Source organism: Plantactinospora sp. B24E8 (assembly GCF_039871735.1).
GTDB lineage: Bacteria > Actinomycetota > Actinomycetes > Mycobacteriales > Micromonosporaceae > Plantactinospora.
In genome coordinates this window covers 124003-145159 of record NZ_JBDPMH010000003.1, presented here as the reverse complement: position 1 = coordinate 145159, position 21157 = coordinate 124003, and the positions used below count along the sequence as shown (strand labels likewise).

The window sequence follows — 21157 nt, the reverse complement described above, 5'->3', positions numbered from 1 at the left end:
TAACCGGGCCCGGCGGGATCACCGCCACCCCCGTCCGGCAGGCATTTTCACACACTGTGAAGATCCGATCCCCTGCACGGGACCCGTGGGTAAGTAATCCCACCGTCGCCGATCGGAATCACCGGTGGACGGAAAGACGGTCGCGCCCGGGGGGGCGGGCGCGCCCCGGTGCTCGGAAGCACCCCGGCGCGACACCGTGCGACCGGTCAGCAGGTGGCGTCCAGGCCGGCCCAGTCCGCGCGGTCGTTGTAGCCGCCGTCGGCCGCGTCTCCCACCAGCAGGTCGAGCACGCGTACGCCGGTCAGGTCGACGTCGAGCTGGCGGACCGCGTCCCGGGTGACGACTCCACTGTCGAACAGCACCCGGCCGTCGCCGACGACCTGGAAGGTGGCGGTGCCGCCCTCGGGGCCGACGTTGCGGACCGCGTCGTCGATGCCCACCGTCGCGGTGAGCCGGCTGCACCGGTCGCCGAGGTAGTAGCGGACCGTCGACGGCGAGGCGACGCCGAGGCCGGTCGGGTACACCTGGCCGAGCAAACTGATCGGCGACCCGCCGCCGACACTGCGGTCGACCGTCGGACTCATCCAGCCGCTGGTGGCGCTGATCCAGGTGTGGTGCGAGAGCACTGCCGCGCCGCTCGGCGGGGTCGGGGCGACCACCACCGCCGAGGCGCTCGTCTGCCGCTGCCGGCCGTGCCCGCGTACGTCGTACGAGGTGGTGGCGGTCAGGGTCGCGGAGCCGGCGGTGGTGTCGGCCGGCAGCGTGACGGCGAAGGCGAGGGTGGTGGTCCGTCCGCCCGCCAGCCGCTCCGGCGCCCGGCCCAGCGGTCGGACCGTCCAGCCGGCCGGGGCGGCCAGCTCGACGCGCGGTGCGGTCACCGGCTGGGCACCGTCGTTGCGGACGGTCACCTCGACCCGTGCCTGGTCGCCGCCGGCGACCACCGGGGCGACCCCGGTCGGCAGCGGGTCGCCGCCGACCTCGGTCACCTGCGGCAGCCCGGCGACGACGTGCGGTACGCCCGGCTTGCCCTTGGCCCTGGCGACCCGGAACAGGGCCGTCCCGTGTGCCGGTACGGCGGCGCTGATCGTGCCGGCGCTCTCGGTGACCTGGTTGGTCCAGGCGTTGGCGAGGGTGAACCGGTCACCGGTGAGCCCGACGGACGTCGCGGTGGTGGTCAGGGTCGCCGGGCTGTCGCCCCGGTTCAGCAGCAGCACCGCGCGGTCGCCGTTGGCGAGCCGCTTGACCCAGGTCTCGGTGGTGCCGGCCGGGCCGACCCGGACCGCCTGCACCCCGGCCGGGTCCTGGTTGATCGCCAGCACCTCGGGGTCGGTGAGGATGTCGACCGAGGTCTGGCTGAGCGTGCGGACGTCGCTGGCGATGACCAGCGGCGCGGCGGCCACCGACCAGAGCGTCATCTGGCTGCGGAACTCCTCGTCGGTCATCCCGAGTTCGGGGCCGAGGTAGTCCGGGTCGTTGAAGTGGCCGGGGCCGGCGGCCTCCGGGTGCCGGGCGTTCGCGTCGTAGTTGCGCAGCACGTCCTTGTACTTGATCTCACCGACGAAGCCGACGTCGGTGTAGGTCCGCCAGGACTGCGCGATCCCGGGCGCGTAGCTCCAGGAGTGCGTCGACTGCTGCTCCTCCGGGTAGTTTCCCCAGTCGGGCGAGGTCACCGGGTTGCAGAGGTTGAAGATGATGTCCCGCCCGCTGGCGTTGTTGCGCAGCGCCTCGGCGAACTCGGTGTAGACGGTCTTCGGGTCGAGGTCGGCGGCGATGCCGCAGAGGTAGTCCACCTTGACCGCGTCGAACTCCCAGGCGGCGAACTGGTCGGCGTCCCGCTGGTAGTAGCCGTGGCTGCCGAGCCCGCACCTGCCCGGGATGTAGGGCCCGGCGTCGGTGTAGATGCCGGCCCGCAGCCCCTTGCCGTGGATGTAGTCGACAAGCGGTTTGAGGCCGTTGGGGAACCGGGTCCGGTCGGCCTGGAGGTCACCGGCGGCGGTACGCGGCTCCGGGTCCTGCCAGCCGCCGTCCAGCCAGACGATGTCGTAGCCGGCGTCGGCCAGGCCACGGGAGACGAGGGCGTCGGCGACCTGCTTCACCGATTCCTCGGAGAACTCCCCGCCGAGCCCGTAGTAGGTGTTCCAGCCCTGGTAGGGCGTGGGGCTGAGCACCTGGGGTGTGCTGGACGGGTGGCTGGTGACGCCTGCGTCGGCCGAGGCGGCGGACGCGGGCACGGTCACGGTGAGCAGGCCGGTGGTGAGGGCGATCAGCGCGCTGAGATGTCGTTTCACATCGGTTCCTTTGCTACCCGGGTAGGGGGATGGCAGCCGGTGACTCCTGCGGCGTGTTTCGCCGATCTTGCAGCTCGTTACGGATCGATGTCAAGATTAATTCGTAAATTATGAGGCTCGGAGCGACAGGGCTCCGCCTCGCGCGGCCCGTCGCCGAACGCCTGTCCGCGCTCCGGGCGCCTGTCCCTGCTCCGGGCGCCTATCCGCGTTCCGGGCCCGGTGGGGCGGCGGCGTTGTCGCCGGCAGGCGGGGCGAGTCTGGTGTGCAGAACCTCGCGGGCCTGTTCGGCGGCGCGGACGATGCTCTCGCTCATGAAGTCGAGGAAGCGGGCGACGTTCTCCAGCCGGGCGGCGGCGGGAGTGTCGGGGCCGAGGATCGCCACGCCCTGGCGTGCGATCGCGACGACCTGGTCGTTGGCCCGGGCACTGGCGATCGTCGCCTGGTAGAAGAGTTCGTTGTCGACGAGGTAGCGGTCGCGGCGGCGTTCGTCGCGTTCCCGGCGGACGAGGCTCTGGCTCTCCAGGAAGGCGATCGCCTTGGAGATGGACGCCGGACTGACCTGGAGTCGCTGGGCGAGCTGGGACGCGGTGAGGCTGCCCGCGTCGGTGGTGAAGAGGCAGGTCAGCACCCGGGCGGACATCTTGTTCAGACCGGAGGCCATCAGGACGGTGGTGAAGGTCTCCGCGTACTCGGCCAGGGCCTCGGCGTCACGCCCGGGTGGCGCCGAGGCCGACTCCGTCCCCCGGAGTGCGGCGGGTCGGCGCCGGTGGGCCCGGCGTTCGGTGGCCCGGTGGGCCAGGTCGGCACGGTAGGCGGTCGGGCCGCCGTTGCGCATCACCTCACGGGTCACCGTCGAGGTGGGACGGTCGAGGCGTCGGGCGATCTCCGCGTACGGGAGGCTGTCCGCCAGCCCCAGCGCGATCTGCTGGCGTTCCTGCTGACTGAGCCTGCCTCCCGGCATCGCGATCTCCCTCGTGATCTCCCGCGACGGTCCCTGACCCCCCGACCATAGCGTTCACCATCACCCATTGCAATCGTCATCGCCGCTGACGTTGCATTATATGCTAAACCATTGCAACACTTTTGCCTCTCTGACCTGCTGAAATAGCTCGACTACGCAACGAACTAGTTGCCGTCTCATGGAAAGCAACGTAGCGTTTCTGGCATCGGAAACAACGAGCGAACACCGGAGAGCATGATGCAGAAGTTCGACACCCCCGCCCCGATCTCCACCGTCCTGGAGATCCCCGCCGGCCGCGTCCAGTTCATCGCCGCCGAGCGCACCGACAGCACCGTCGAGATCCGGCCCAGCAACCCCGGCAAGAGCCGCGACGTCACGGCCGCCGAGCGGACCAGCGTGACCTACGCCGACGGCGTGCTGCGGATCCACACCGAGTCCGGGAGCCAGTTGCTCGGCCCCTCCGGATCCCTGGAGGTCACCGTCCAACTGCCCGCCGGCTCCAGCGTCACGGCGAAGACCGCCAGCGCCGAGCTTCGCGGCGTCGGTCGGCTCGGAGACGTCGCGTTCGAGGGCGCGTACCGGCAGATCAAGATTGACGAGGCGGCGAGTGTGCGGCTGACCGCGATCGACGGCGACGTCGAGGTCGGCCGGCTCAACGGGCCTGCGGAGATCAGCACCGCACGGGGCGACATCCGGATCACCGAGGCCGTACGCGGCACGGTCGTGCTCCGTACCCAGTCCGGCGACATCTCGGTCGGCGCCGCCGCCGGCGTCTCGGCCACCCTCGACGCCGGCACCGGCCACGGCCGGGTCAGCAACGCGCTCCGCAACGACGGCACCGCCGGCCTCGACATCCGCGCCACCACCCAGCACGGCGACATCACCGCCCGCAGCCGCTGAACCCGCACCCCCCGCACAGACCCCCAACCCGAACAGGTGGAACCCATGACCAGCAACAACACCTCCACGACCGGTACGACCTGGACCGGTCTCGTGCCGGTCGACGACACCGCCCTGGCCGTCACCGACACCGGCGGCTCCGGTCTGCCGGTGGTCTACCTCAACGGCCAGTTCGCCACCCAGAGCTACTGGCGCCGGGTCATCGCCGCCCTCGGCCCCGACTACCGACACATCACGTACGACGAGCGGGCGCGCGGCCGGAAGTCGGGGCTCTCGGCGGACTACTCCTTCGAGGCCGCCGTCCGGGACGTCGACGCCGTCCTCGCCGCCCGGGGTGTCGACCGGGCGCTGGTGGTGGGCTGGTCCTACGGCGCGGTCGTCGCGGCGCACTGGGCCGACCGCAATCCGGACCGTACGGTCGGCGCGGTCCTGGTCGACGGCGCGTTCCCATACGACTGGCTCGACGAGGCGATGGAGCAGCGGATCCGGAAACTGTTCCGGCGGATGAACTGGTTCATGCCGCTGCTGCGCCCGACCGGCCTGACCCCTCGGATGAACCCCGTACAGATGGCGGAGAGCAACATCGAGCTGGGCCGGCTCTCCCGGGAGAGCGAACTGGGGCCGGTGCTGGACGGCATCACCGTCCCGGTGCGGTACGTCGTCGCGTCCGGGACGTCCCTCGGCAGCAAGGGTGACGAGCAGGAACGGATTCGGACCAGCCTCGACGGGGTGACCGCCCGCAACCCGAACATCCGGATCGGTGCCAAGGTCGCCAGCAACCACGGCGCGATCCTCAAGAAGGACTTCGGTGCCGTCGCCGACGCCGTACGCGAGGTCGCCGCGACCGGACAACACTGAGGACGTGGCCGGCAGTTGACAACCGCACATCTCGCCGCCTGCGGCGCCGGGTCGGTCAGGTCAGTGGATCTGCACCTCCACCCGGTGCCGCAGGTACTCGTCGGAGGAGGTCCGGGCGATCTGGACCGCCTCGGCCACCAGGCCACGCAGCTCGGGGCGGTGTCTGGCCGGGTTGAGGGTCAGGACGGGGAGGATGCACTGCCGTACCCGGAGGTTGTCGTTCGTGACGAACTCCTGCAACGCCGTCTCCCGCCACTGCTGTCGGAGTTCCAGCAACGCGTCCTCGTCCCCGGGGTCCGCGTCCGGGGTGTACGGGCCGGCGTGGCGGCGGCGCGGCAGGTGGCTCCAGTACCAGGCCCTCGCCGCGCCAGCCCGCTCCTGGTTGGTGCCGGTCCGCAGGTGTTCGAGCAGTGCGGTCTGCACCCGCAGCGTCCCGAACCAGGAGAGCGCGGGCTTGACGAACCGTTCGTTGAAACTCGGATCCGGTTCGTGAACGGCCGCACGGATCAGCGGATCGAACCAGTCCTCCCGGGGCGACTGGTCCGCCGTGGCCCGCACCACCTGCCACGCCCGTATCCGCCACTCCTTGCTCGTCGCGGAGTCGGGCAGCGGTTCGCCGCCGAGTAGTTCCACCAGCTCGGCCATGCTCCGGATGATGGCGCTCTGGTCGGCCCCGGTGCCCCCCGGCAGCGGCATGAACTGCTGGGGCTCGGCATTGGTCGGTTCGGCGGCACGCCGATCAGTGCTCTCCATCGACGTACCTTATCCGCGCGTCGCGTGGTCGTCCGGTGGGTCGGGGTGCCGGCGCGGGGCCGCCCAGCCGAGGAAGCGGTTGTACATCCGGGTCGGGTCGGGGCCGGGCTGCGGGTTGAGCCGGTGCAGGTCGGTCAACGCCTCCTGCAACATGGTGGCCAGGTAGACACACAGCCCGGTCGGGTCGCGCAGGTAGTCGAGCGGCAGCAGACTCCGGGCGGCCAGGCACGGCCAGTCGGTGCCGCAGATCCGGCACAGCCAGGTCGGCCGTCGGGGCAGATGCTGCCGACCAACGGGTACGTCGGCCCCGGTCACCGCTCGACCCCGCTGGATCGGTCGGCAGGCCGCCGGAAGTGCCCCGGGTTCGGCGAACGGGTAGTGCGGGGTTGCGCGCCGGTGAGGAGTTGGTCCAGCGCCGCCAGGACGGCCGAGCCGGGCGGGACGGTGTCGAGGCAGCCCCAGGGTGCGCCGCACCGGCAGTAACGCCAGAGCCGGCGCCAGTCCGGTTGATGAATCCGCCGCATCCCGGTGCCTCCCTCGGAAGTGGAAGCGGGGGCCGTCTCGGGTGGGGGAAGGAATCCCGACGGCCCCCGCGCGGTTCCGCCCGTCCTTTCCGATGCCATGGCTCCGAGCGGTTCCGCTAGTGACACTCTGCTGTGGACGGCGCTACTGTGGGGAGCTTCTCCGGCTCCACCAATCACCCGTATCCGGTTTTGTCGCACCTGTACCCACGACGTATGGGAGTAGTCAGTGACCCACTCACCGATGCTCGAACACTTCGCCGAGGAGTTACGGCTGGCTCGGGCCGCCCGCAACATGTCGCAGGCGGCACTCGCCGAGGCGATCAACTACTCGGCCCCGATGGTGGCCAAGGTAGAGACCTGCGAGCGCCGCCCGAGCCTGGACTTCGCCCGCCGCTGTGATGTGCTCTTCGAGACCGACGGCCGGTTCGAACGGATCCAGCGGCGGATCAGCCGGGAGACCGTCGTGCAGTACTTCCGGGAGTGGGCCGGCGTCGAGGAGGAAGCCAAGGCGCTCCGGTCGTACCAACCGGCCTACGTGCCGGGTCTGCTGCAGACCGAGGAGTACGCCCGGGCGGTGCTCTCCGGGTCGGGGCTGCTCTCGGCGGACGAGATCGAGGAGCAGGTGGCGACCCGGCTGGGCCGGCAGGAGATCCTGACCCGGGCCAAACCACCCCTGTTGACCTTTGTATTCGACGAGTACGTGCTGCGTCGCCAGCTCGGCGGCCGGCAGACCATGCAGGAGCAACTACGGCACCTGGTCAAGATCGGCGAGAGTGTGCCGCAGGTGCGGATCCACGTGGTGCCGATCTCGGTCGGCGCCTATCCCGGGCTGGACGGTCCGTTTGTGCTGGCCACTCCGCCGAACGGCGAGCCGATGGTCTATTTCGAGGGGCACTGGCACGGTCACGTGGACGACCGGGCGGAGTTCGTCAACCATATGATCGACATCTGGGAGACCATCCGGAGCGTCGCGCTGTCCCACCAGCAGTCGCTCGACCTGATCGCGGAGGTGGCCGAATCATGGAGCTGACCGGCGCCGTCTGGCGCAAGAGCAGCCGCAGCAACAGCAGCGGCGGCGACTGTGTCGAGGTCGCCGACAACCTGCCGGACGTGGTCGGTGTCCGGGACAGCAAGGACCCGCACGGTCCGGCGCTGACCTTCGACCCGTACGCCTGGCGGGTTTTTGTCACCGGGATCGCCCGGCGGCGCTGACCGCTCTCCTTCGGGTGCCTACCACCGATAACCCGGTCCGGGTCGACGCCACGCACATAGCCTCCGGGCTGAGGGTCGACGTGCGACACGGGGGCGGTGGTGGTGACCGAGCCGAGAGAGGTCTTCGTCGGCCTGCAGGCACGCGTGGCCCGGCCGGGCACCTCGCTGCTGGAGCGGTTGCGTGAGGTTCAGCGGGAGCGGGGCGAGATCGGCTCTGCCGACCTGACCCGGCTCGCGGAGGAACTCGGGTTACCGGTGGCGGCGGTGACCGCGACGGCGTCCTTCTACGCCGACTTCGCCGAGGGGCGCCGTGGTCGGCGGCACGTCCGGGTCTGCGAGGGGACCTCGTGTTTCGCCAGCACCGGCGGCCGGCACATCCGGGACCTGGAACAGGTGCTGGGGGTGGCCCGGGGCACGTGCGCTGCCGACGGATCGGTGTCGGTGCAGGCGGTCCGCTGCCTGGGATACTGCTACGACTCACCGGCGGTGCTCGACGGCGACCAGGCTGGCACCGGCCCGACCCTGGGCGGGCTGCTGGACAAGCCGCCCGGCTCCGGCACCGGGTCCGCCGCGTCGGTTCGGGTTCCACCGCCGCCGATCCCGTACCGGAGTCTGGCCGATCCGCCGGTGGTGCTGGCCGGACTGCTCGGCACCGAGGGCGAGTGGCAGGTGTGGCCGGCGGTGGTGACCGGCGGTGCACCGGAGCGGGTGCACCGTGAGGTCGAGGCGTCCGGGCTGCGCGGGCGGGGCGGTGCCGGGTTCCCGACGGCGAACAAGTGGGCGATGGCCGCCGCCGAACCGGGGCCACGGTACGTGGTCGCGAACGGCGACGAGGGCGATCCCGGTTCGTACTGCGACCGGTTGCTGATGGAGCAGGACCCGCACCGGATCCTCGAAGGGCTGGCCCTGGCGGCGTTCGCCACCGGCGCGCACCGGGGGCTGGTGCTCGTCCGCTCCGAGTACCCGGCGGCCGTCGCTCGGATGTGTACGGCGGTGACCGAGGCACGGGCGGCCGGACACCTCGGCCGGCGGATCCACGGCTCCGGGTTCGACTTCGACGTGGCGGTGGTCGAGGGCGCCGGGTCGTACGTGGCGGGCGAGGAGACGGCGTTGATGCACACCGTCTCCGGGCTGCGCGGCGACGCCCGCCCCCGCCCCCCGTACCCGACCAGCAGCGGGTTCCTCGGCCGGCCGACCGTGTTGCACAACGTGGAGACGCTGGCCGCCATCCCGTGGGTGGTACGGCACGGCGGAGCCGCGTACGCCCGCCTCGGCCATCCCGACGAGCCGGGCACCAAGCTGGTCTGCCTGAGCCAGCTGTTCCGCCGTCCCGGCGTCTACGAGGTCGAGTACGGTGTGCCGCTGCGATACCTGGTGGAGGACCTCGGCGGCGGTCTGCGGGACGGACACACCCTGCGCTCGGTGCAGGTCGGCGGCCCCCTCGGCGGTTTCCTCACCCCGGACCAGCTCGACCTGCCGCTGCTGACCGGGCCGTTGGCCGAGGCCGGGGTGCCGCTGGGACATGCGAGCCTGATCGCGTTCGACACGGCGATGCCGGCGGCGGCGATCCTGCGGCACGAGTGGGCGTTCGGCGCGGCCGAGAGCTGCGGCGCCTGTACGCCGTGCCGGGTCGGCACCCGTCGGGGCCTGGAACTCGCCGAGCGGATCGGCGGGACTCAGCTCAACGGCGCGTCGGCGTCCGGGCCCGGCAGGCCGGGTCGGGCGGCGGAGCTGCTGACCCGGCAGGAGCCGCTGCTGGAGGTGCTCGACACGGCCAGCCTCTGTGCGTTCGGGCGAGGGGTGGCGTGCGCCGTACGGAACGTGACCAGGGTTTACTCCGACGAGCTCGCCCGGTCGTCGCCGTGATCCGGTTGACGGTTGACGACCGGCCCGTCGAGGTCCCCGAAGCGACCAGTGTGCTGGCCGCCGCGCGGGCGGCCGGCACCGGCCTGCCCGGGCTCTGCTTCGACGAGCGGATCTCCCCGCAGGGTTCCTGTCGGGTCTGCCTGGTCAGCGTCGACGGCGGCCCGCCGGTCACCTCCTGCACCCTGCCCGCCCGGGAGGGCATGGTGGTCCGGACCGACGACCCGAAGGCCGCCGGCGCGGCCCGGCTGGCGCTGGAACTGCTCGTCTCCGAACAGCCGCCCCGGGCGCTCCAGATCCCTGCCGACCGCAGCGAACTGGTCCGGGCCTGCCAACACTTCGGGATCACCGGAAGCCAGTTCCACGGCTCCGGCCACGCCCGGGGCGTCGACCACTCGCACCCGTACGTGAAACTCGACCGCGACCTCTGCATCGCCTGCGGTCGGTGTGTGCGGATGTGCGCCGAGGTGCAGGGCACCTTCGCGCTCTCCCTGGCCGGGCGGGGGTTCGACACGGTGGTCGTGGCCGGCACCGGCGAGCGGTGGCTCTCGTCGCCCTGCGTGGGCTGCGGTGGCTGTGTCGACAGCTGCCCGACCGGGGCGCTGGCCGAGCCCGGGCTGCTCGACCCGGCGCCGATCGACCGCACCGTCGCCACGACCTGCGGCTACTGCGGAGTCGGCTGCGCGTTGCGGGTGCACGTCCGGGCCGAGCGGGTCGCCGCGATCACCCCGGTCCACGGCGCCCCGGTCAACCGGGGCCACGCCTGCGTCAAGGGCCGCTTCGCGCACGCCTTCACCCGCTCCCGGGACCGACTCACCACCCCGCTGGTCCGTACCGCCGGGCGCGGCTCGCCACTCCGGGCGGCCACCTGGGAGGAGGCGCTGGACGTGGTGGCGGCCGGGCTGACCGCCGTCCGGGACCGGTACGGCGGCGACGCGATCGGGGTGGTCTCCTCGGCGCGGGCAACGAACGAGGAGAACTACCTGGCCCAGAAGTTCGCCCGGACCGTCCTCGGCACCAACAACATCGACAACTGCTCCCGGCTCTGCCACTCGCCGTCGGCGGCCGGCCTGACCGCCTCGTTCGGCATGGCCGGCGGCACCAACCCGTTCGACGACCTCGACCGGGCCGACTGCATCCTCGTCGCCGGGGCGAACCCGACCGAAGCCCACCCGGTCGTCGGTGCCCGGATCAAACAGCGGGTCCTCGACGGTGCCCGGCTCGTCGTCGTCGACCCGCGCCGGATCGACCTGGTCGACGTCGCCGACGTACACGTGCGGGCCCGGCCGGGTACGAACGTGGCCGTCTTCAACGGCATCGCCCGCGCCCTGCTGGACAACGGCCACGTCGACCGGACCTTCGTCCGCGACCGGGTCAGCGGGTTCGCCGAACTCGCCGAACTGCTCCGTGACTACCCCCTCGACCGCGTCGCCCGGCTGGCCGGCGTCGACGCCGCAGTGCTGCAGCAGGCTGCCCTCCTGTACGGCGGCGCCTCCCGGCCGGCGATCGTCTACGGCCTCGGGATCACCGAACACACCCACGGCACCGACGGCGTCCGCACCCTGGCGAACCTGGCGATCCTCACCGGCTCGGTCGGCACCCCGGACGGCTGCGGGGTGCTCACCCTGCGCGGCCAGAACAACGTCCAGGGGGCGTCCGACATGGGCGCGCTACCGGACCTGCTCCCCGGCTACCAGCCCGTCACCGACGGCGGCGTCCGGGCCCGCTTCTCCCGCGCCTGGGGCGTCGACGTGCCGGAACGGCCCGGGCTGCGGATCCTGGACATGTTCGACGCCGCCACCACCGGCCGGCTCCACGCGCTGTACGTCATCGGCGAGGACATCGCCCAGACCGACCCCGACACCCGCCGCGTCCAGGCCGCGCTGGCCGCGTGCGACCTCGTCGTCTGTCACGACCTGTTCCTGTCCCGCACCGCCGAACACGCCGACGTGGTCCTGCCCGCCGTCTCCTTCCTGGAGAAGGACGGGACCTTCGTCAACTTCGAGCGTCGTGTCCAGCGGGTCCACCCGGCGCTGGCGCCGCCCGGGCAGGCCAGGACCGACTTCGACATCCTCCACCTGGTCGCCCGGCGGATGGGCGCCGACCTCGGCTGCCCGACCCCGGCCGACGCGATGGCCGAGTGCGCCACCCTGACCCCGACCTTCGCCGGGATCTCGCACGAACGACTCGACCGGGACGGGCCGCTGCACTGGCCCTGCCGCGGACCGGACCAGCCCGGAGAGGCACGGCTCCACCTCGACCGGTTCGCCACCCGGGACGGTCGGGCCGCCCTGGCGGCACGGCACTACCTGCCGCCCGGCGAACAACCCGACCGGTCCTTTCCGTTCGTGCTCGTCACCGGCCGGCGGCTGGCGCACTACAACAGCGGGTCGATGAGCCGCCGTACCCCGAACCTGGACCTCTTCCCGCGCGAGGTGCTGGACGTGCATCCGGACGACGCGGCCCGGCTCGGGCTCGCCGACGGTGACCTGGTCGAGGTGACCAGCCGACGCGCCCGGGTGACCTTTCCGGTCAGCCTCACCGACACCGTCGCCCCCGGCCAGGTCTTCACCACCTTCGCCTTCCCCGACCGGCCCACCAACGCCCTCACCTCCGACTGCGCCGACACCACCACCGGCTGCCCGGAATACAAGGTCACCGCCGTGGCGCTGCGGCCGGGCTAGCTCGGCGGTCGGCCCGTCGCCGGCCGCCGAGCGCACGCAACGCGTTGAGGATCACGAGCACGTCGATGCCCTCCTGGAGGAACGCGCCGGCCACCGGGGGAAGGAGCCCGAACGCGGCGGCGACCATCGCGACCGCCGCCATGCCCATCCCGGCGACCGCGCTCTGCACCGCGATCACCCGGGACCTGCGGGCGATCTCCACCGCGTCGGCGAGCCGGTCCAGCCGATCCACCGACAGCACGGCGTCGGCGACATCCGCCGACGCGGTGGCACCGGTCGCCCCGAGCGCGACCCCGACCCCGGCCGTCGCCAGGGCGGGCGCGTCGTTGATCCCGTCCCCGACCATCACCGTCACCGCACGCTCGGACTCCGCCCGTACCCGGGCGACCTTTTCCTGCGGAGGACACCGGGCCACCACGTCGTCCACCCCGACCGCTCGCGCCACCCGCTCGGCAACCTCCGGCCGGTCCCCGGTCAGCATGATCACCCGGGAGAAGCCGGCCTCCCGCAGCCGCCGCACCGTCTCCCCGGCGTCCGGGCGTACCGGATCCCGCAGCAGCAGCGCCCCGGCGAGCATGCCGTCCAGACTCACCCAGACTGTCGACCGGCCGTCCGACTCCGCGCGCTGCCGCTCGCGTACCGCCCAGTCCGGCAGCTCGGCACCGTGCTGCCCCACCCGCACCAGCCGGCCGTCGACCTGACCGGACACTCCCTGCCCGGCCTCCTCGGTCACCTGCTCGGGTACGACCAGCCGCATACCCCGCTCCCTGGCCGCCCGCACCACCGCCGCGGCCACCACGTGCGACGACAGCTGCTCGACCGACGCGGCCAGCCGCAACAACTCGTCCCGGTCACCACCCGCCACGGTCACCACCTCGGCCAGCTGCGGCCGACCGGTCGTGAGCGTGCCGGTCTTGTCCACCAGCAGGGTCCGGGCCCGACCCAGCGACTCCAGCGAACCGCCGTCGCGGACCAGTACGCCGATCCGGGCCGCCCGCGACAGGCCGGAGACGATCGCGATCGGGGTCGCCAGCAGCAGCGGACACGGCGTCGCCACCACCAGCACCGCCACCGCGTGGACGAACCGGCCGGACAGGCCCCACGCGATCGCGGCCACGGCCAGGGTGAACGGTACGAACGCCGCCGCGTACCGGTCGGCCAGCCGTACCATCGGCGCCTTCTGCGCGTTCGCCGCCTCCGCCAGCCGGACGATGCCCGCGTACGTACTCTCGCCGGCGGTCGCCGCCGCCCGCAGGCCGAACGCCGCCCCGGCGTTCACCACCCCGCTGGCCAGCCGCTCCCCGGCCCGCCGTTCCACGGGTCGGGACTCGCCGGTCACCACGGACTCGTCGAGCGTCGCCGGGTCCTCGGCGACGCCGTCGACCGGTACGACGTCACCCGGACCCACCAGCAGCCGGTCACCCGTACGCACCTGGTCGGCCTCGACAACCTGGAGATCCCCGTCCGGCCCGCGACGCCGGGCTGTCCGTGGTGCCCGGGCCAGCAGGGCGTGCAGGTCCCGTTTCGCCCTCCCCTGCGCGTACACCTCCAGCGTGTGTCCGGTGGCCAGCATCAGCGCCACCACGGCCCCGGCCAGGTACTCCCGCGCCACCAGCGAGCTGACCATCGCCAGGGTGGCGACCACGTCCACCCCGATCCGGTGCTGCCGCAACGCCTGGACCATCCAGCGCAACGTCACCAGCAGGGTCACCAGTGCGGCGGCGGCCCAGCACCCGTTCGCCGCGTGGCGCAGGTCGGCGAGCCACAGGCCCGCACCGGCCAGCACCAGCATCGTCAGCGCGACCGCCGGTACGAAGTCACGCCATCTGCGCCACCGTCCGGCCGCCGACCCATCAGCCGCGCGACCCACGCGTTCACCCCCTGACGACGCCGGCTGCCCGAGCCCGGCGTCACCAGCGTCTCAACCACAGAAGCCCTGACCAGGCCAATCAGCCGATCCAGTGGGATCTGGCGGACATTCCGCCTGGTGGGTTTCGTCGCCGGGGTCGACCGGCGGCTGACCGTGCGATCTCGCCGGGGCCGATAGCCGAGCGTGCCGTGGGTACGCTCGGCCCATGTTGACCTGGCGATGGCAGGGCCGGGCCGCGAACCCGACCCTGGTGCTCGCCGTCGGCCTGGTCGCGCTCGGCGGCCTGATCGTGCAGGCTGACGGTCTCGACACCGCCGCCGAGTGGGCGGCACTGCCGATCGTGCTCGCTTCCTCCGCCGCGCTGTGCCTGCGCCGCCGCCATCCGGTGGTCGTGGGCCTGGTGGCGCTGGCCGCGGTCGGTGCCTACGGGCTGCTGCTGCACCGGCCCGGCCCGATCATGCTGGTGTTTGTCGTGGCGCTCTACACCGTCGTCGACGAGGGACATCTCGCCGCCGCGATCGGGCTCGGCCTCGGTTCGGTGGTCGCCTTCGCGGTCGCGGACGGCTACGACCGGAACACCGCGAACGGCGCGACGCTGCTGCACGTCGGTTGGCTGGTCGCCGTCATCGTCGGGGTGACCCGTAACCGGCGGGCGTATCTCGCCGAGGCGGCGGCCCGGGCGCTGGCCGCCGAACGGCGTACCGAGGAGGAGGGCCGGCGCCGGGCCACCGAGGAGCGGCTGCGGATCGCCCGCGAGCTGCACGACGTACTCGGCCACCACCTGTCGCTGATCAACGTGCAGGCGAGTGCCGCGCTGCACCGGCCCGACCCGGAGCGGTCCGCGCAGGCGTTGACCGCGATCAAAGAGACGAGCCGGGAGACGCTGCGCGAACTGCGTACCACCCTGGGGGTGCTGCGGCAGAATGAGGCGGCGCCGACCGCTCCCCCGCCCGGGTTGCACCGACTCGACGAGCTGGTCACGACGGCCGAGCGGTCCGGCCTGACCGTCCACACCGAACTGGCCGGGGGTCGAGAGCTTCCGTCGGAGGTCGACCTGGCGGCGTACCGGATCGTCCAGGAGGCGCTCACCAACGTGACCCGGCACGCCGGCGCGACCACCGCCGTGGTCCGGGTCCGACCCGACGAGAACACGCTGCTGGTGGAGGTCGAGGACAACGGCGACGCCGTGCCCGGCCCGCCGGGCAACGGAATCGTCGGCATGGGCGAGCGCGCCCGGGCGCTGGGCGGTTCGCTGACCGCCGACCCCCGGCCCGACGGCGGTTTCCGGGTACGCGCCCGCCTGCCGTTGCGCCCCGGACGAGTACCCGCGGAGGCGGTGAAATGATCCGACTGCTGCTCGCCGACGACCAGACCCTGGTCCGGGCCGGCTTTCGGTCCATCCTGGACGGTGAGGACGGGATCGAGGTGGTCGGCGAGTCCGCCGACGGTGCCACGGCGGTACGCCTCGCCCGGCAACTGCGGCCGGACGTCGTCCTGATGGACATCCGGATGCCGGTCCTGGACGGCCTCGCCGCCACCCGGGAGATCAGCCCGATGGCGGGCGTCCGGGTGATCATCCTGACCACCTTCGACCTCGACGAGTACGTCTACGCCGCGCTACGGGCCGGCGCCAGCGGTTTCCTGGTCAAGGACACCGAGCCGACGGAGCTGATCCACGCCGTGCGGGTGGTGGCCCGGGGCGACGCCCTGATCGCGCCGTCGATCACCCGCCGGCTGATCGCCGAGTTCAGTGCCCGGGCCAGCCACCCGGACCCGGGCCCCCGACTGGGCGGGCTCACCGAGCGGGAGCGGGAGGTGATGGCGCTGGTCGCCGCCGGGCTCTCCAACGACGAGATCGCGCAGCGGCTGGTGCTGAGCCCGGCCACCGCCAAGACCCACGTCAGCCGGATCATGACGAAGACCGGGGTACGGGACCGGGCCCAACTGGTGATCCTCGCGTACGAGTCGGGGCTGACCGTCCCCGGCTGGGCCGCCCGCTCCTGAACAGCCCCGCGCGTTGGCCGTCAGGCGGTTCGTCGGGAGCGGAGCAGGGCCAGCCCGCCGAGCGCGACCGCGACCAGCCCGAGCACCAGGGCGACGTAGCCGCCACCGCGCCCGTTGCCGGTGCCGAGGCCACCGTCGGAGGTGGCCACGACCAGGCCACCGCCGACCATGGAGAGCAGTCCCGCCAGCAGGGCGACGGTGGCGCCGAGCGGACCGGAGCCGACGCCGATCCGACTGGCGGGGCGGGCCAGCGCCAGCCCGCCGACAACCACACCGGCCAGCCCGAACACGCCGGCGACGAGGGAGCCGATCCGCCCGGCGCTCATCGTGTATGCATCGGCGGCGACAAGCAGGTTACTGACGTTCATCGGAGGTCCTTCCGCTGGTATGACACGTACAGCGGAAGCGTATGTAGCGGTGTGGTCACCGGTCGTCATGCCGGAGTTGCCGGTTCGGCTACCACCCGGGTTGCGGCTGCGCCGCTCGTCGTACCCCCGGAGTTGTCCCCAGCCGGCTCATGGGGCGGGGTCGGTGCAGTGGGCGATGGTGGCGTCGTCCGCCGGCACCGCCCCACGTGCCTCCGCCTCCCGCACCCGCCGGATGATTTCGCCAGGCCCGTCCGCGCCGAGGATCGCCAGGACCTCCGGCCAGTCGGCGAGCCCGAACCGGTCCTCGATCCGGCTGGCGCCGTTGCTGAGCAGCACCGCACCGGACAGCTCGGCGACCGGACAGCTTCCGGTGTACGCCTGCTCCGCCGCCCGGGGATCCTCCTTGGCCACCCAGTAGCCGCCCGGTCGGTTGCGGCTGTCCCGGACCACGGTGACCGCCTCGCGATACACCTGCTCGTACTCGGCGCTGCCCTCGACAAGCGTGGCCAGCCGCTCCTCGTACGGCTGGCAAATCGTCGCCTCCCGGTGATCGGTGACCACCACCGGCCCGCCGACCCGGTCGAGGACCAGCGTCGCGTCGCCGAGGACAAGGTGGTCGACCCGGTCGTCGACGAGGCGCAGCATCGCCACCGCCGCCCACGGGCTGCGCGGATCGGTGACGTCGCAGCCGCCCCGGTGGGCGTCCGTGACCCGCTCGATCGCCTCGGCGAGCAGTACGGGGAGGGGCGATTCGGGGTGACCTGGTAGGAGGGTGAGCAGTTCCGTGCCGAGCCGGGTGGCGTACCAGCCGACGTCGTGCCGGCAGACCAGTTCGGCGCCGGCCACCCCACCGGCCCCGTCGGTGAGCACGACCGCCGTGGGTACGGCACCGACAAAGTCCTCGTTGCCCCGGCCGGCCTTCCCCGCGGCAACACTCGCCATCGTCACCCGCATACGGCTCATCCTCCCCCGCGCCGACCCCGACCCCAAGATCCGAGATCTTGGATGGTAACCGTCGTTACCGCGACTGTTTCTATTCAAGATCTCAGATCTTTCATGGAAGCCGGGCCGGCCGGGCGGGCGCCCGTTCGGCACAGCCGATCGGTAGGGTGGCCGGGTGAGCCAACCGCCCCTCGAACCCCCGCAGCACGGTCCCACCTCATCGGCCGGAGCCGGCCAGCCCTGGCCGACCGGTCAGCCCACGCCGTCGGGAGCGGCGGCCGGGCCGTCGTACCCGACGGGGGCGCCGCCAGCGAAGAAGAGCCGGCGCCCGCTGGTGATCGGGCTGATCGTCGCGGGCGTGGTGGCGCTGCTCTGCGTCGGCGCCGGCTGCGTCGGCTTCGGGGCGTACTACTGGTCCGAGGTACGGGTCGAGCCGACCTCGGACGCGCCGCTGCCGGCTCAGCCGCTCTCCTGCCAGGCCAGCAAGATGGAGGGTGGCCCGGAGATCAAGGCGGTCGGCATGCCGGACTTCGACTCCGCACCGCAGACCGGTACCGCCACCATGCAGATCAATACCGGCCTCGGGCCGATCGCCATCACCATGGACCGGGCCAAGACCCCGTGTACGGTGGCGAGTTTCCAGCACCTCGCCGACAAGAAGTTCTTCGACGAGAGCCGGTGCCACCGCCTGGTCACCGAGGGCATCTTCGTCCTGCAGTGCGGCGACCCGACCGGCACCGGCCGGGGCGGCCCGGACTACCGCTTCGCGGACGAGAACCTGACCGGCGCGAAGTACACCCGGGGCGTGGTGGCGATGGCGAACATCGGCGAGCCGAACACCAACAGCAGCCAGTTCTTCATCATCTTCAAGGACAGTGAACTGCCGCCGCAGTACACCCCGTTCGGTACGGTCAACGCCGGGCTCGACATCGTCGACCGGGTCGCCGCCGGCGGGCACGACAACTCGTTCGGCGAGGTCGGCGGCGGTGCGCCGAACACCCCGTTGAACATCCGGACCCTGACCGTGGGCTGAGCTTGACGACGAGTTTCCCGCTGATCTTCCTCGACGTCGACGGCACGCTCATCCCATTCGGTGGCGGACGGACGTCACCCGTCAACCAAACCAGGTGGTCGACGCCGACGGAGGAGCCCGGCAACCCGCTGCTGGCCCGGCTCGACCCGGCACTCGGGCCCCGGCTGGCGGCCCTGCCCGGCCAGCTCGTCTGGGCCACGACCTGGATGGACGAGGCGAACACCGAGCTGTCCCCTCGGCTCGGCCTGCCCGCCCTGCCGGTGGTCGACTGGCCCGACGAGCCGGCCGGATCCGGGCCGCCCGTACCCGGCCTGCACTGGAAGACCGCCGGGCTGGTCGACCGGACGGCCGGCCGTACCTTCGTCTGGGTGGACGACGAGATCACCGACCTGGATCGGGCCTGGGTGGCGGCGCACCATCCGGGTCCGGCACTGCTGTACCGGGTCGAACCACACCTCGGCCTGGTGGAGAGCGACGTCCGACGTATCGCCGACTGGCTGCGCGGGCTCGCCGGCTGAGCGTCGGGGTTCCGGCGAGACGCGCTCAGGCCGCCGGTTCGGCGACCGGGGCGACGGCGGCCTGACCAGCCCGGGCACGGGCCCGCCTGGTGTAGAGGATCGTCCAGGTGACCAGGGCGGCGGTGACGACGTACGGCAGGACGGCCGAGACCGCCACCATCGTGTCGACGGAGAGCAGCTCGGTCAGTTCGATCCGGGCCGCCGCCTCGACCACGAACGTGACTCCCCAGACCACGGTCAGGATCCGCTGGGTACGCCGGAAGCCGGCGTACCGCCACAGGCCGTTCCACCACGCCAGTTTTTCGGCCGACCCGTCGGTGGCGAACTTCCGGCCGAAGTAGAACATCAGCGGTCGGGGTGCCAGCAACGAGCCGAGCAGGACAAGCCCGAAGAGGCCGGTCACCGCGGAGTCCTTGATCAGTACGAGCCGTTCGTCCTGCAGGGCGAGCGCGGAGACCACCCCGAGGGCGATGATGAGCAGGCTCAGTACGCCGATCTCGTCGATCCGGCGTCGGATCGCGAACAGCGCCGCCACCTCGACCGCCGGCCAGACCGCGCTGACCGCCAGGGCGGAGAGTTCGCTCATTCCCCGGTCGGTCAGCATCCCGTACGTCAGGAAGGGCAGGAACGCGTTGAACAGGATCGTGGGACCCCAACTCCACAGGACGGCTCGGAGCTTCCCCATGACACCCTCCCGACTTTGAACGAATATTCTCACGAACGTGCAAGAGAATGTAGCATCTGAGTCGGGTCGGGGCACCGTCCCCACCGGACGGTCGTCCTCGCTGGTCCCGTTCCTGTTCGGGGTCGCCCAACGCCCCGAACTGCCCGGCACCGTGCTGACCCGCCTGCTCGGCGACTTCGGCCTGACCGAGGCCGCCGCCCGCGCCCTGCTGCTGCGGATGCGCCAGGAAGGCAAACTGGAGAGCGTCCGCCGGGGTCGCGGCGTCGGTTACCGCCTCACCGGCGAGTACGGGCGCCGCTTCGACCGGATCCGCCAGGGGGCCGGGGACCCGCAACCCACCTGGACCGGCTCCTTCCACGCCCTGGTCTACCGGGTGCCGGAGTCCCGCCGCGCCTTCCGGGACGGGTTGCGCCGCGCCGCCGTACACCTCGGGTACGGGCTGCTCCAGCAGGGCGTACTCGTCAACCTCCAGGACCGCTCCGGGGAACTCGACCTGCTGGCCGAGCCACCGGAGGACGTCCGCGTCTTTGTCGCCCGGTTGGAGATGTCGGAGCCGGACGCCGCCCGGGCGGCCCTGCTCGCCTGGGATCTCGACGATCTCGCGGACCTGTACGCCGGCCACGTCCGCACGCTCGACGCCGCCGTACGGGCCCAGCCGACCCCGCCGGAGCCCGGTCCGGAGACGCTGCGCCGATACGCGGAACTGCTGCGGGCCCCGATGGTCGACACACTGCGCGCTCCCCGGCTACCCGCCACGCTGCTGCCACCGGACTGGCCGTTGCCCGCGCTGTGGCAGGCGATCCAGCGGGTGCAGCAGGTGTTCGCCGGCCCGTCGGTCGCCTACGTCGCCGGGCAGGTCGACGCGGCGACGCCCTGACCCCGGCGACGGGTCAGCCGGCGGCCGGTGCCTCGGTCGGCGCCGGGCACTCCGACGGTCAGCCGGCGGCCAGCACCTCGGTCGGCGTCAGCCGGCTGGCCCGGACCGCCGGATAGAGCCCGGCGACCGCGCCGATCAGCAGGGTCGCCGCCAGCCCGCCGCCGGTCGCCCAGGCCGGCACCATGGTCGGCCAGCCCTGGACGTACGCGTACCCGCCGGTGACCCCGATCCCGAGCAGCAGTCCACCCACCCCGCCCAGCGCGGAGAGCAGCAGCGACTCGGCCAGGAACTGGGTCCGTACGTGCCCACGGGTGGCGCCGAGCGCCCGGCGCAGCCCCACCTCGGACCGCCGCTCCAACACTGAGATGATCATCGTGTTGGCGATGCCGACCCCGCCGACCAGCAACGCCACCGCCCCAGTCCGAGCCGCAGCCCGCGCATCGCCGAGTCGGTGGCCTGTCGGGCGACGAGCGCGTCGGACGGCCGGGAGACCACCACCTCGCCCGGCGCCCGTGGGTTGGCCGTCGGCCCGAGCACCGCCCGCACCGCCACGACCTGACTCTCGGTGGCCCGGACGTAGATCCGGGTCGGATGTCCGTCGAACTTCAGGAACGTCGTGGCCGTCTGCCAGCCCACCAGCGCAGCCGAGTCCAGGTCCTCGGCCAACGGCACCGGCGCCAGGATGCCGACACGGCGAACCACTCCCCGCCGAGCCGCACCCGTACCCCCACCCCCGGTACGTCGAGCCGGCGGGCCGCCACGTCGCCGAGGACAACCGCCGGATAGGTCACCCGGCCCGGTGTGCTCAGCACACCGG

19 protein-coding genes and 1 pseudogene are annotated in these 21157 nt (G+C 72.3%); 11 read left to right on the top strand and 9 right to left on the bottom strand.

Annotated features, from left to right (window positions below; all coding sequences use genetic code 11):
• Positions 1-206 precede the first annotated feature (206 nt).
• Both ABGB21_RS06845 and ABGB21_RS06840 read right to left on the bottom strand, forming a co-directional pair.
• Positions 207-2288 (bottom strand): NPCBM/NEW2 domain-containing protein, encoded by a 2082-nt coding sequence (locus ABGB21_RS06845; protein ID WP_347676829.1) that lies wholly within the window; start codon positions 2286-2288, stop codon positions 207-209.
• A 199-nt stretch (positions 2289-2487) separates the two neighbouring features.
• The gene (locus ABGB21_RS06840; RefSeq protein WP_347676827.1) at positions 2488-3249 is read right to left on the bottom strand and encodes a helix-turn-helix domain-containing protein; all 762 of its coding nucleotides are present in this window, start codon (positions 3247-3249) and stop codon (positions 2488-2490) included.
• 237 nt (positions 3250-3486) lie between these two features.
• Between ABGB21_RS06840 and ABGB21_RS06835 the strand changes: the two genes are divergently transcribed.
• Entirely contained in the window at positions 3487-4149 is a 663-nt protein-coding gene (locus tag ABGB21_RS06835; RefSeq protein ID WP_347676825.1) for a DUF4097 family beta strand repeat-containing protein, read from the top strand.
• A gap of 45 nt (positions 4150-4194) precedes the next feature.
• Positions 4195-5007, top strand: coding sequence for an alpha/beta fold hydrolase (locus ABGB21_RS06830; RefSeq protein ID WP_347676823.1), 813 nt, complete (start codon positions 4195-4197; stop codon positions 5005-5007).
• A 60-nt stretch (positions 5008-5067) separates the two neighbouring features.
• Here the strand turns inward: ABGB21_RS06830 and ABGB21_RS06825 are convergent, their stop codons facing one another.
• On the bottom strand, positions 5068-5760 hold the full coding sequence (locus ABGB21_RS06825) for a hypothetical protein (protein WP_347676821.1): 693 nt from the start codon (positions 5758-5760) through the stop codon (positions 5068-5070).
• Between the two features lie 9 nt (positions 5761-5769).
• Positions 5770-6075, bottom strand: a complete 306-nt coding sequence (locus tag ABGB21_RS06820; RefSeq protein ID WP_347676819.1) for a hypothetical protein — start codon at positions 6073-6075, stop codon at positions 5770-5772.
• A gap of 435 nt (positions 6076-6510) precedes the next feature.
• On the opposite strand from ABGB21_RS06820, the gene ABGB21_RS06815 reads away from it, so the two are divergent.
• The 4 genes from ABGB21_RS06815 to fdhF all read left to right on the top strand — a co-directional run bounded on the left by ABGB21_RS06815 (position 6511) and on the right by fdhF (position 12043).
• On the top strand, positions 6511-7314 hold the full coding sequence (locus ABGB21_RS06815; protein ID WP_347676817.1) for a helix-turn-helix transcriptional regulator: 804 nt from the start codon (positions 6511-6513) through the stop codon (positions 7312-7314).
• Positions 7305-7496: a DUF397 domain-containing protein gene (locus ABGB21_RS06810; protein ID WP_347676815.1), complete on the top strand. Its 192-nt coding sequence runs from the start codon at positions 7305-7307 to the stop codon at positions 7494-7496. Before ABGB21_RS06815 ends, ABGB21_RS06810 begins: the two co-directional genes overlap by 10 nt.
• A gap of 102 nt (positions 7497-7598) precedes the next feature.
• Positions 7599-9362, top strand: coding sequence for an NAD(P)H-dependent oxidoreductase subunit E (locus ABGB21_RS06805; RefSeq protein ID WP_347676813.1), 1764 nt, complete (start codon positions 7599-7601; stop codon positions 9360-9362).
• A complete protein-coding gene (gene fdhF, locus ABGB21_RS06800) occupies positions 9359-12043 on the top strand; it encodes a formate dehydrogenase subunit alpha (RefSeq protein ID WP_347650975.1) in 2685 nt (894 codons plus the stop codon). Before ABGB21_RS06805 ends, fdhF begins: the two co-directional genes overlap by 4 nt.
• Here the strand turns inward: fdhF and ABGB21_RS06795 are convergent.
• Positions 12015-13913, bottom strand: a complete 1899-nt coding sequence (locus tag ABGB21_RS06795; protein WP_347650976.1) for a heavy metal translocating P-type ATPase — start codon at positions 13911-13913, stop codon at positions 12015-12017. The two genes, fdhF and ABGB21_RS06795, sit on opposite strands and share 29 nt — an antisense overlap.
• A gap of 205 nt (positions 13914-14118) precedes the next feature.
• Between ABGB21_RS06795 and ABGB21_RS06790 the strand changes: the two genes are divergently transcribed.
• Together ABGB21_RS06790 and ABGB21_RS06785 are read left to right on the top strand one after the other, a co-directional pair.
• Positions 14119-15258: a sensor histidine kinase gene (locus ABGB21_RS06790; RefSeq protein ID WP_347676811.1), complete on the top strand. Its 1140-nt coding sequence runs from the start codon at positions 14119-14121 to the stop codon at positions 15256-15258.
• Positions 15255-15917, top strand: a complete 663-nt coding sequence (locus ABGB21_RS06785) for a response regulator transcription factor (protein ID WP_347650978.1) — start codon at positions 15255-15257, stop codon at positions 15915-15917. Before ABGB21_RS06790 ends, ABGB21_RS06785 begins: the two co-directional genes overlap by 4 nt.
• Positions 15918-15937: 20 nt before the next feature.
• On the opposite strand, the gene ABGB21_RS06780 is transcribed toward ABGB21_RS06785, so the two are convergent.
• Positions 15938-16285: a DUF6223 family protein gene (locus tag ABGB21_RS06780; protein WP_347676809.1), complete on the bottom strand. Its 348-nt coding sequence runs from the start codon at positions 16283-16285 to the stop codon at positions 15938-15940.
• Positions 16286-16432: 147 nt separating this feature from the next.
• Positions 16433-17227 (bottom strand): hypothetical protein, encoded by a 795-nt coding sequence (locus ABGB21_RS06775; protein WP_347676807.1) that lies wholly within the window; start codon positions 17225-17227, stop codon positions 16433-16435.
• Between the two features lie 175 nt (positions 17228-17402).
• On the opposite strand from ABGB21_RS06775, the gene ABGB21_RS06770 reads away from it, so the two are divergent.
• Positions 17403-18260 (top strand): peptidylprolyl isomerase, encoded by an 858-nt coding sequence (locus ABGB21_RS06770; RefSeq protein WP_347650981.1) that lies wholly within the window; start codon positions 17403-17405, stop codon positions 18258-18260.
• On the top strand, positions 18257-18778 hold the full coding sequence (locus ABGB21_RS06765) for an HAD domain-containing protein (RefSeq protein WP_347677169.1): 522 nt from the start codon (positions 18257-18259) through the stop codon (positions 18776-18778). Before ABGB21_RS06770 ends, ABGB21_RS06765 begins: the two co-directional genes overlap by 4 nt.
• Before the next feature lie 25 nt (positions 18779-18803).
• Here the strand turns inward: ABGB21_RS06765 and ABGB21_RS06760 are convergent, their stop codons facing one another.
• A complete protein-coding gene (locus ABGB21_RS06760) occupies positions 18804-19463 on the bottom strand; it encodes a VC0807 family protein (protein WP_347676805.1) in 660 nt (219 codons plus the stop codon).
• Between the two features lie 37 nt (positions 19464-19500).
• Here ABGB21_RS06760 and ABGB21_RS06755 point away from each other — a divergent pair, with 37 nt between their 5' ends.
• Positions 19501-20340 carry a hypothetical protein gene (locus ABGB21_RS06755; protein ID WP_347676803.1) on the top strand — a complete coding sequence of 280 codons (840 nt, stop codon included), beginning with the start codon at positions 19501-19503 and terminating at the stop codon, positions 20338-20340.
• 58 nt (positions 20341-20398) lie between these two features.
• Here the strand turns inward: ABGB21_RS06755 and ABGB21_RS06750 are convergent.
• Positions 20399-21125, bottom strand: a pseudogene (locus ABGB21_RS06750) (FtsX-like permease family protein); the annotation flags it as partial.
• Positions 21126-21157 lie beyond the last annotated feature (32 nt).

Coding starts and splice junctions, on each gene's coding strand:
- ABGB21_RS06840 (WP_347676827.1), bottom strand. CDS start 3,249: ATGCCGGGAGGCAGGCTCAGTCAGCAGGAACGCCAGCAGATCGCGCTG.
- ABGB21_RS06835 (WP_347676825.1), top strand. CDS start 3,487: ATGCAGAAGTTCGACACCCCCGCCCCGATCTCCACCGTCCTGGAGATC.
- ABGB21_RS06830 (WP_347676823.1), top strand. CDS start 4,195: ATGACCAGCAACAACACCTCCACGACCGGTACGACCTGGACCGGTCTC.
- ABGB21_RS06825 (WP_347676821.1), bottom strand. CDS start 5,760: ATGGAGAGCACTGATCGGCGTGCCGCCGAACCGACCAATGCCGAGCCC.
- ABGB21_RS06810 (WP_347676815.1), top strand. CDS start 7,305: ATGGAGCTGACCGGCGCCGTCTGGCGCAAGAGCAGCCGCAGCAACAGC.
- ABGB21_RS06790 (WP_347676811.1), top strand. CDS start 14,119: ATGTTGACCTGGCGATGGCAGGGCCGGGCCGCGAACCCGACCCTGGTG.
- ABGB21_RS06785 (WP_347650978.1), top strand. CDS start 15,255: ATGATCCGACTGCTGCTCGCCGACGACCAGACCCTGGTCCGGGCCGGC.
- ABGB21_RS06780 (WP_347676809.1), bottom strand. CDS start 16,285: ATGAACGTCAGTAACCTGCTTGTCGCCGCCGATGCATACACGATGAGC.
- ABGB21_RS06775 (WP_347676807.1), bottom strand. CDS start 17,227: ATGGCGAGTGTTGCCGCGGGGAAGGCCGGCCGGGGCAACGAGGACTTT.
- ABGB21_RS06760 (WP_347676805.1), bottom strand. CDS start 19,463: ATGGGGAAGCTCCGAGCCGTCCTGTGGAGTTGGGGTCCCACGATCCTG.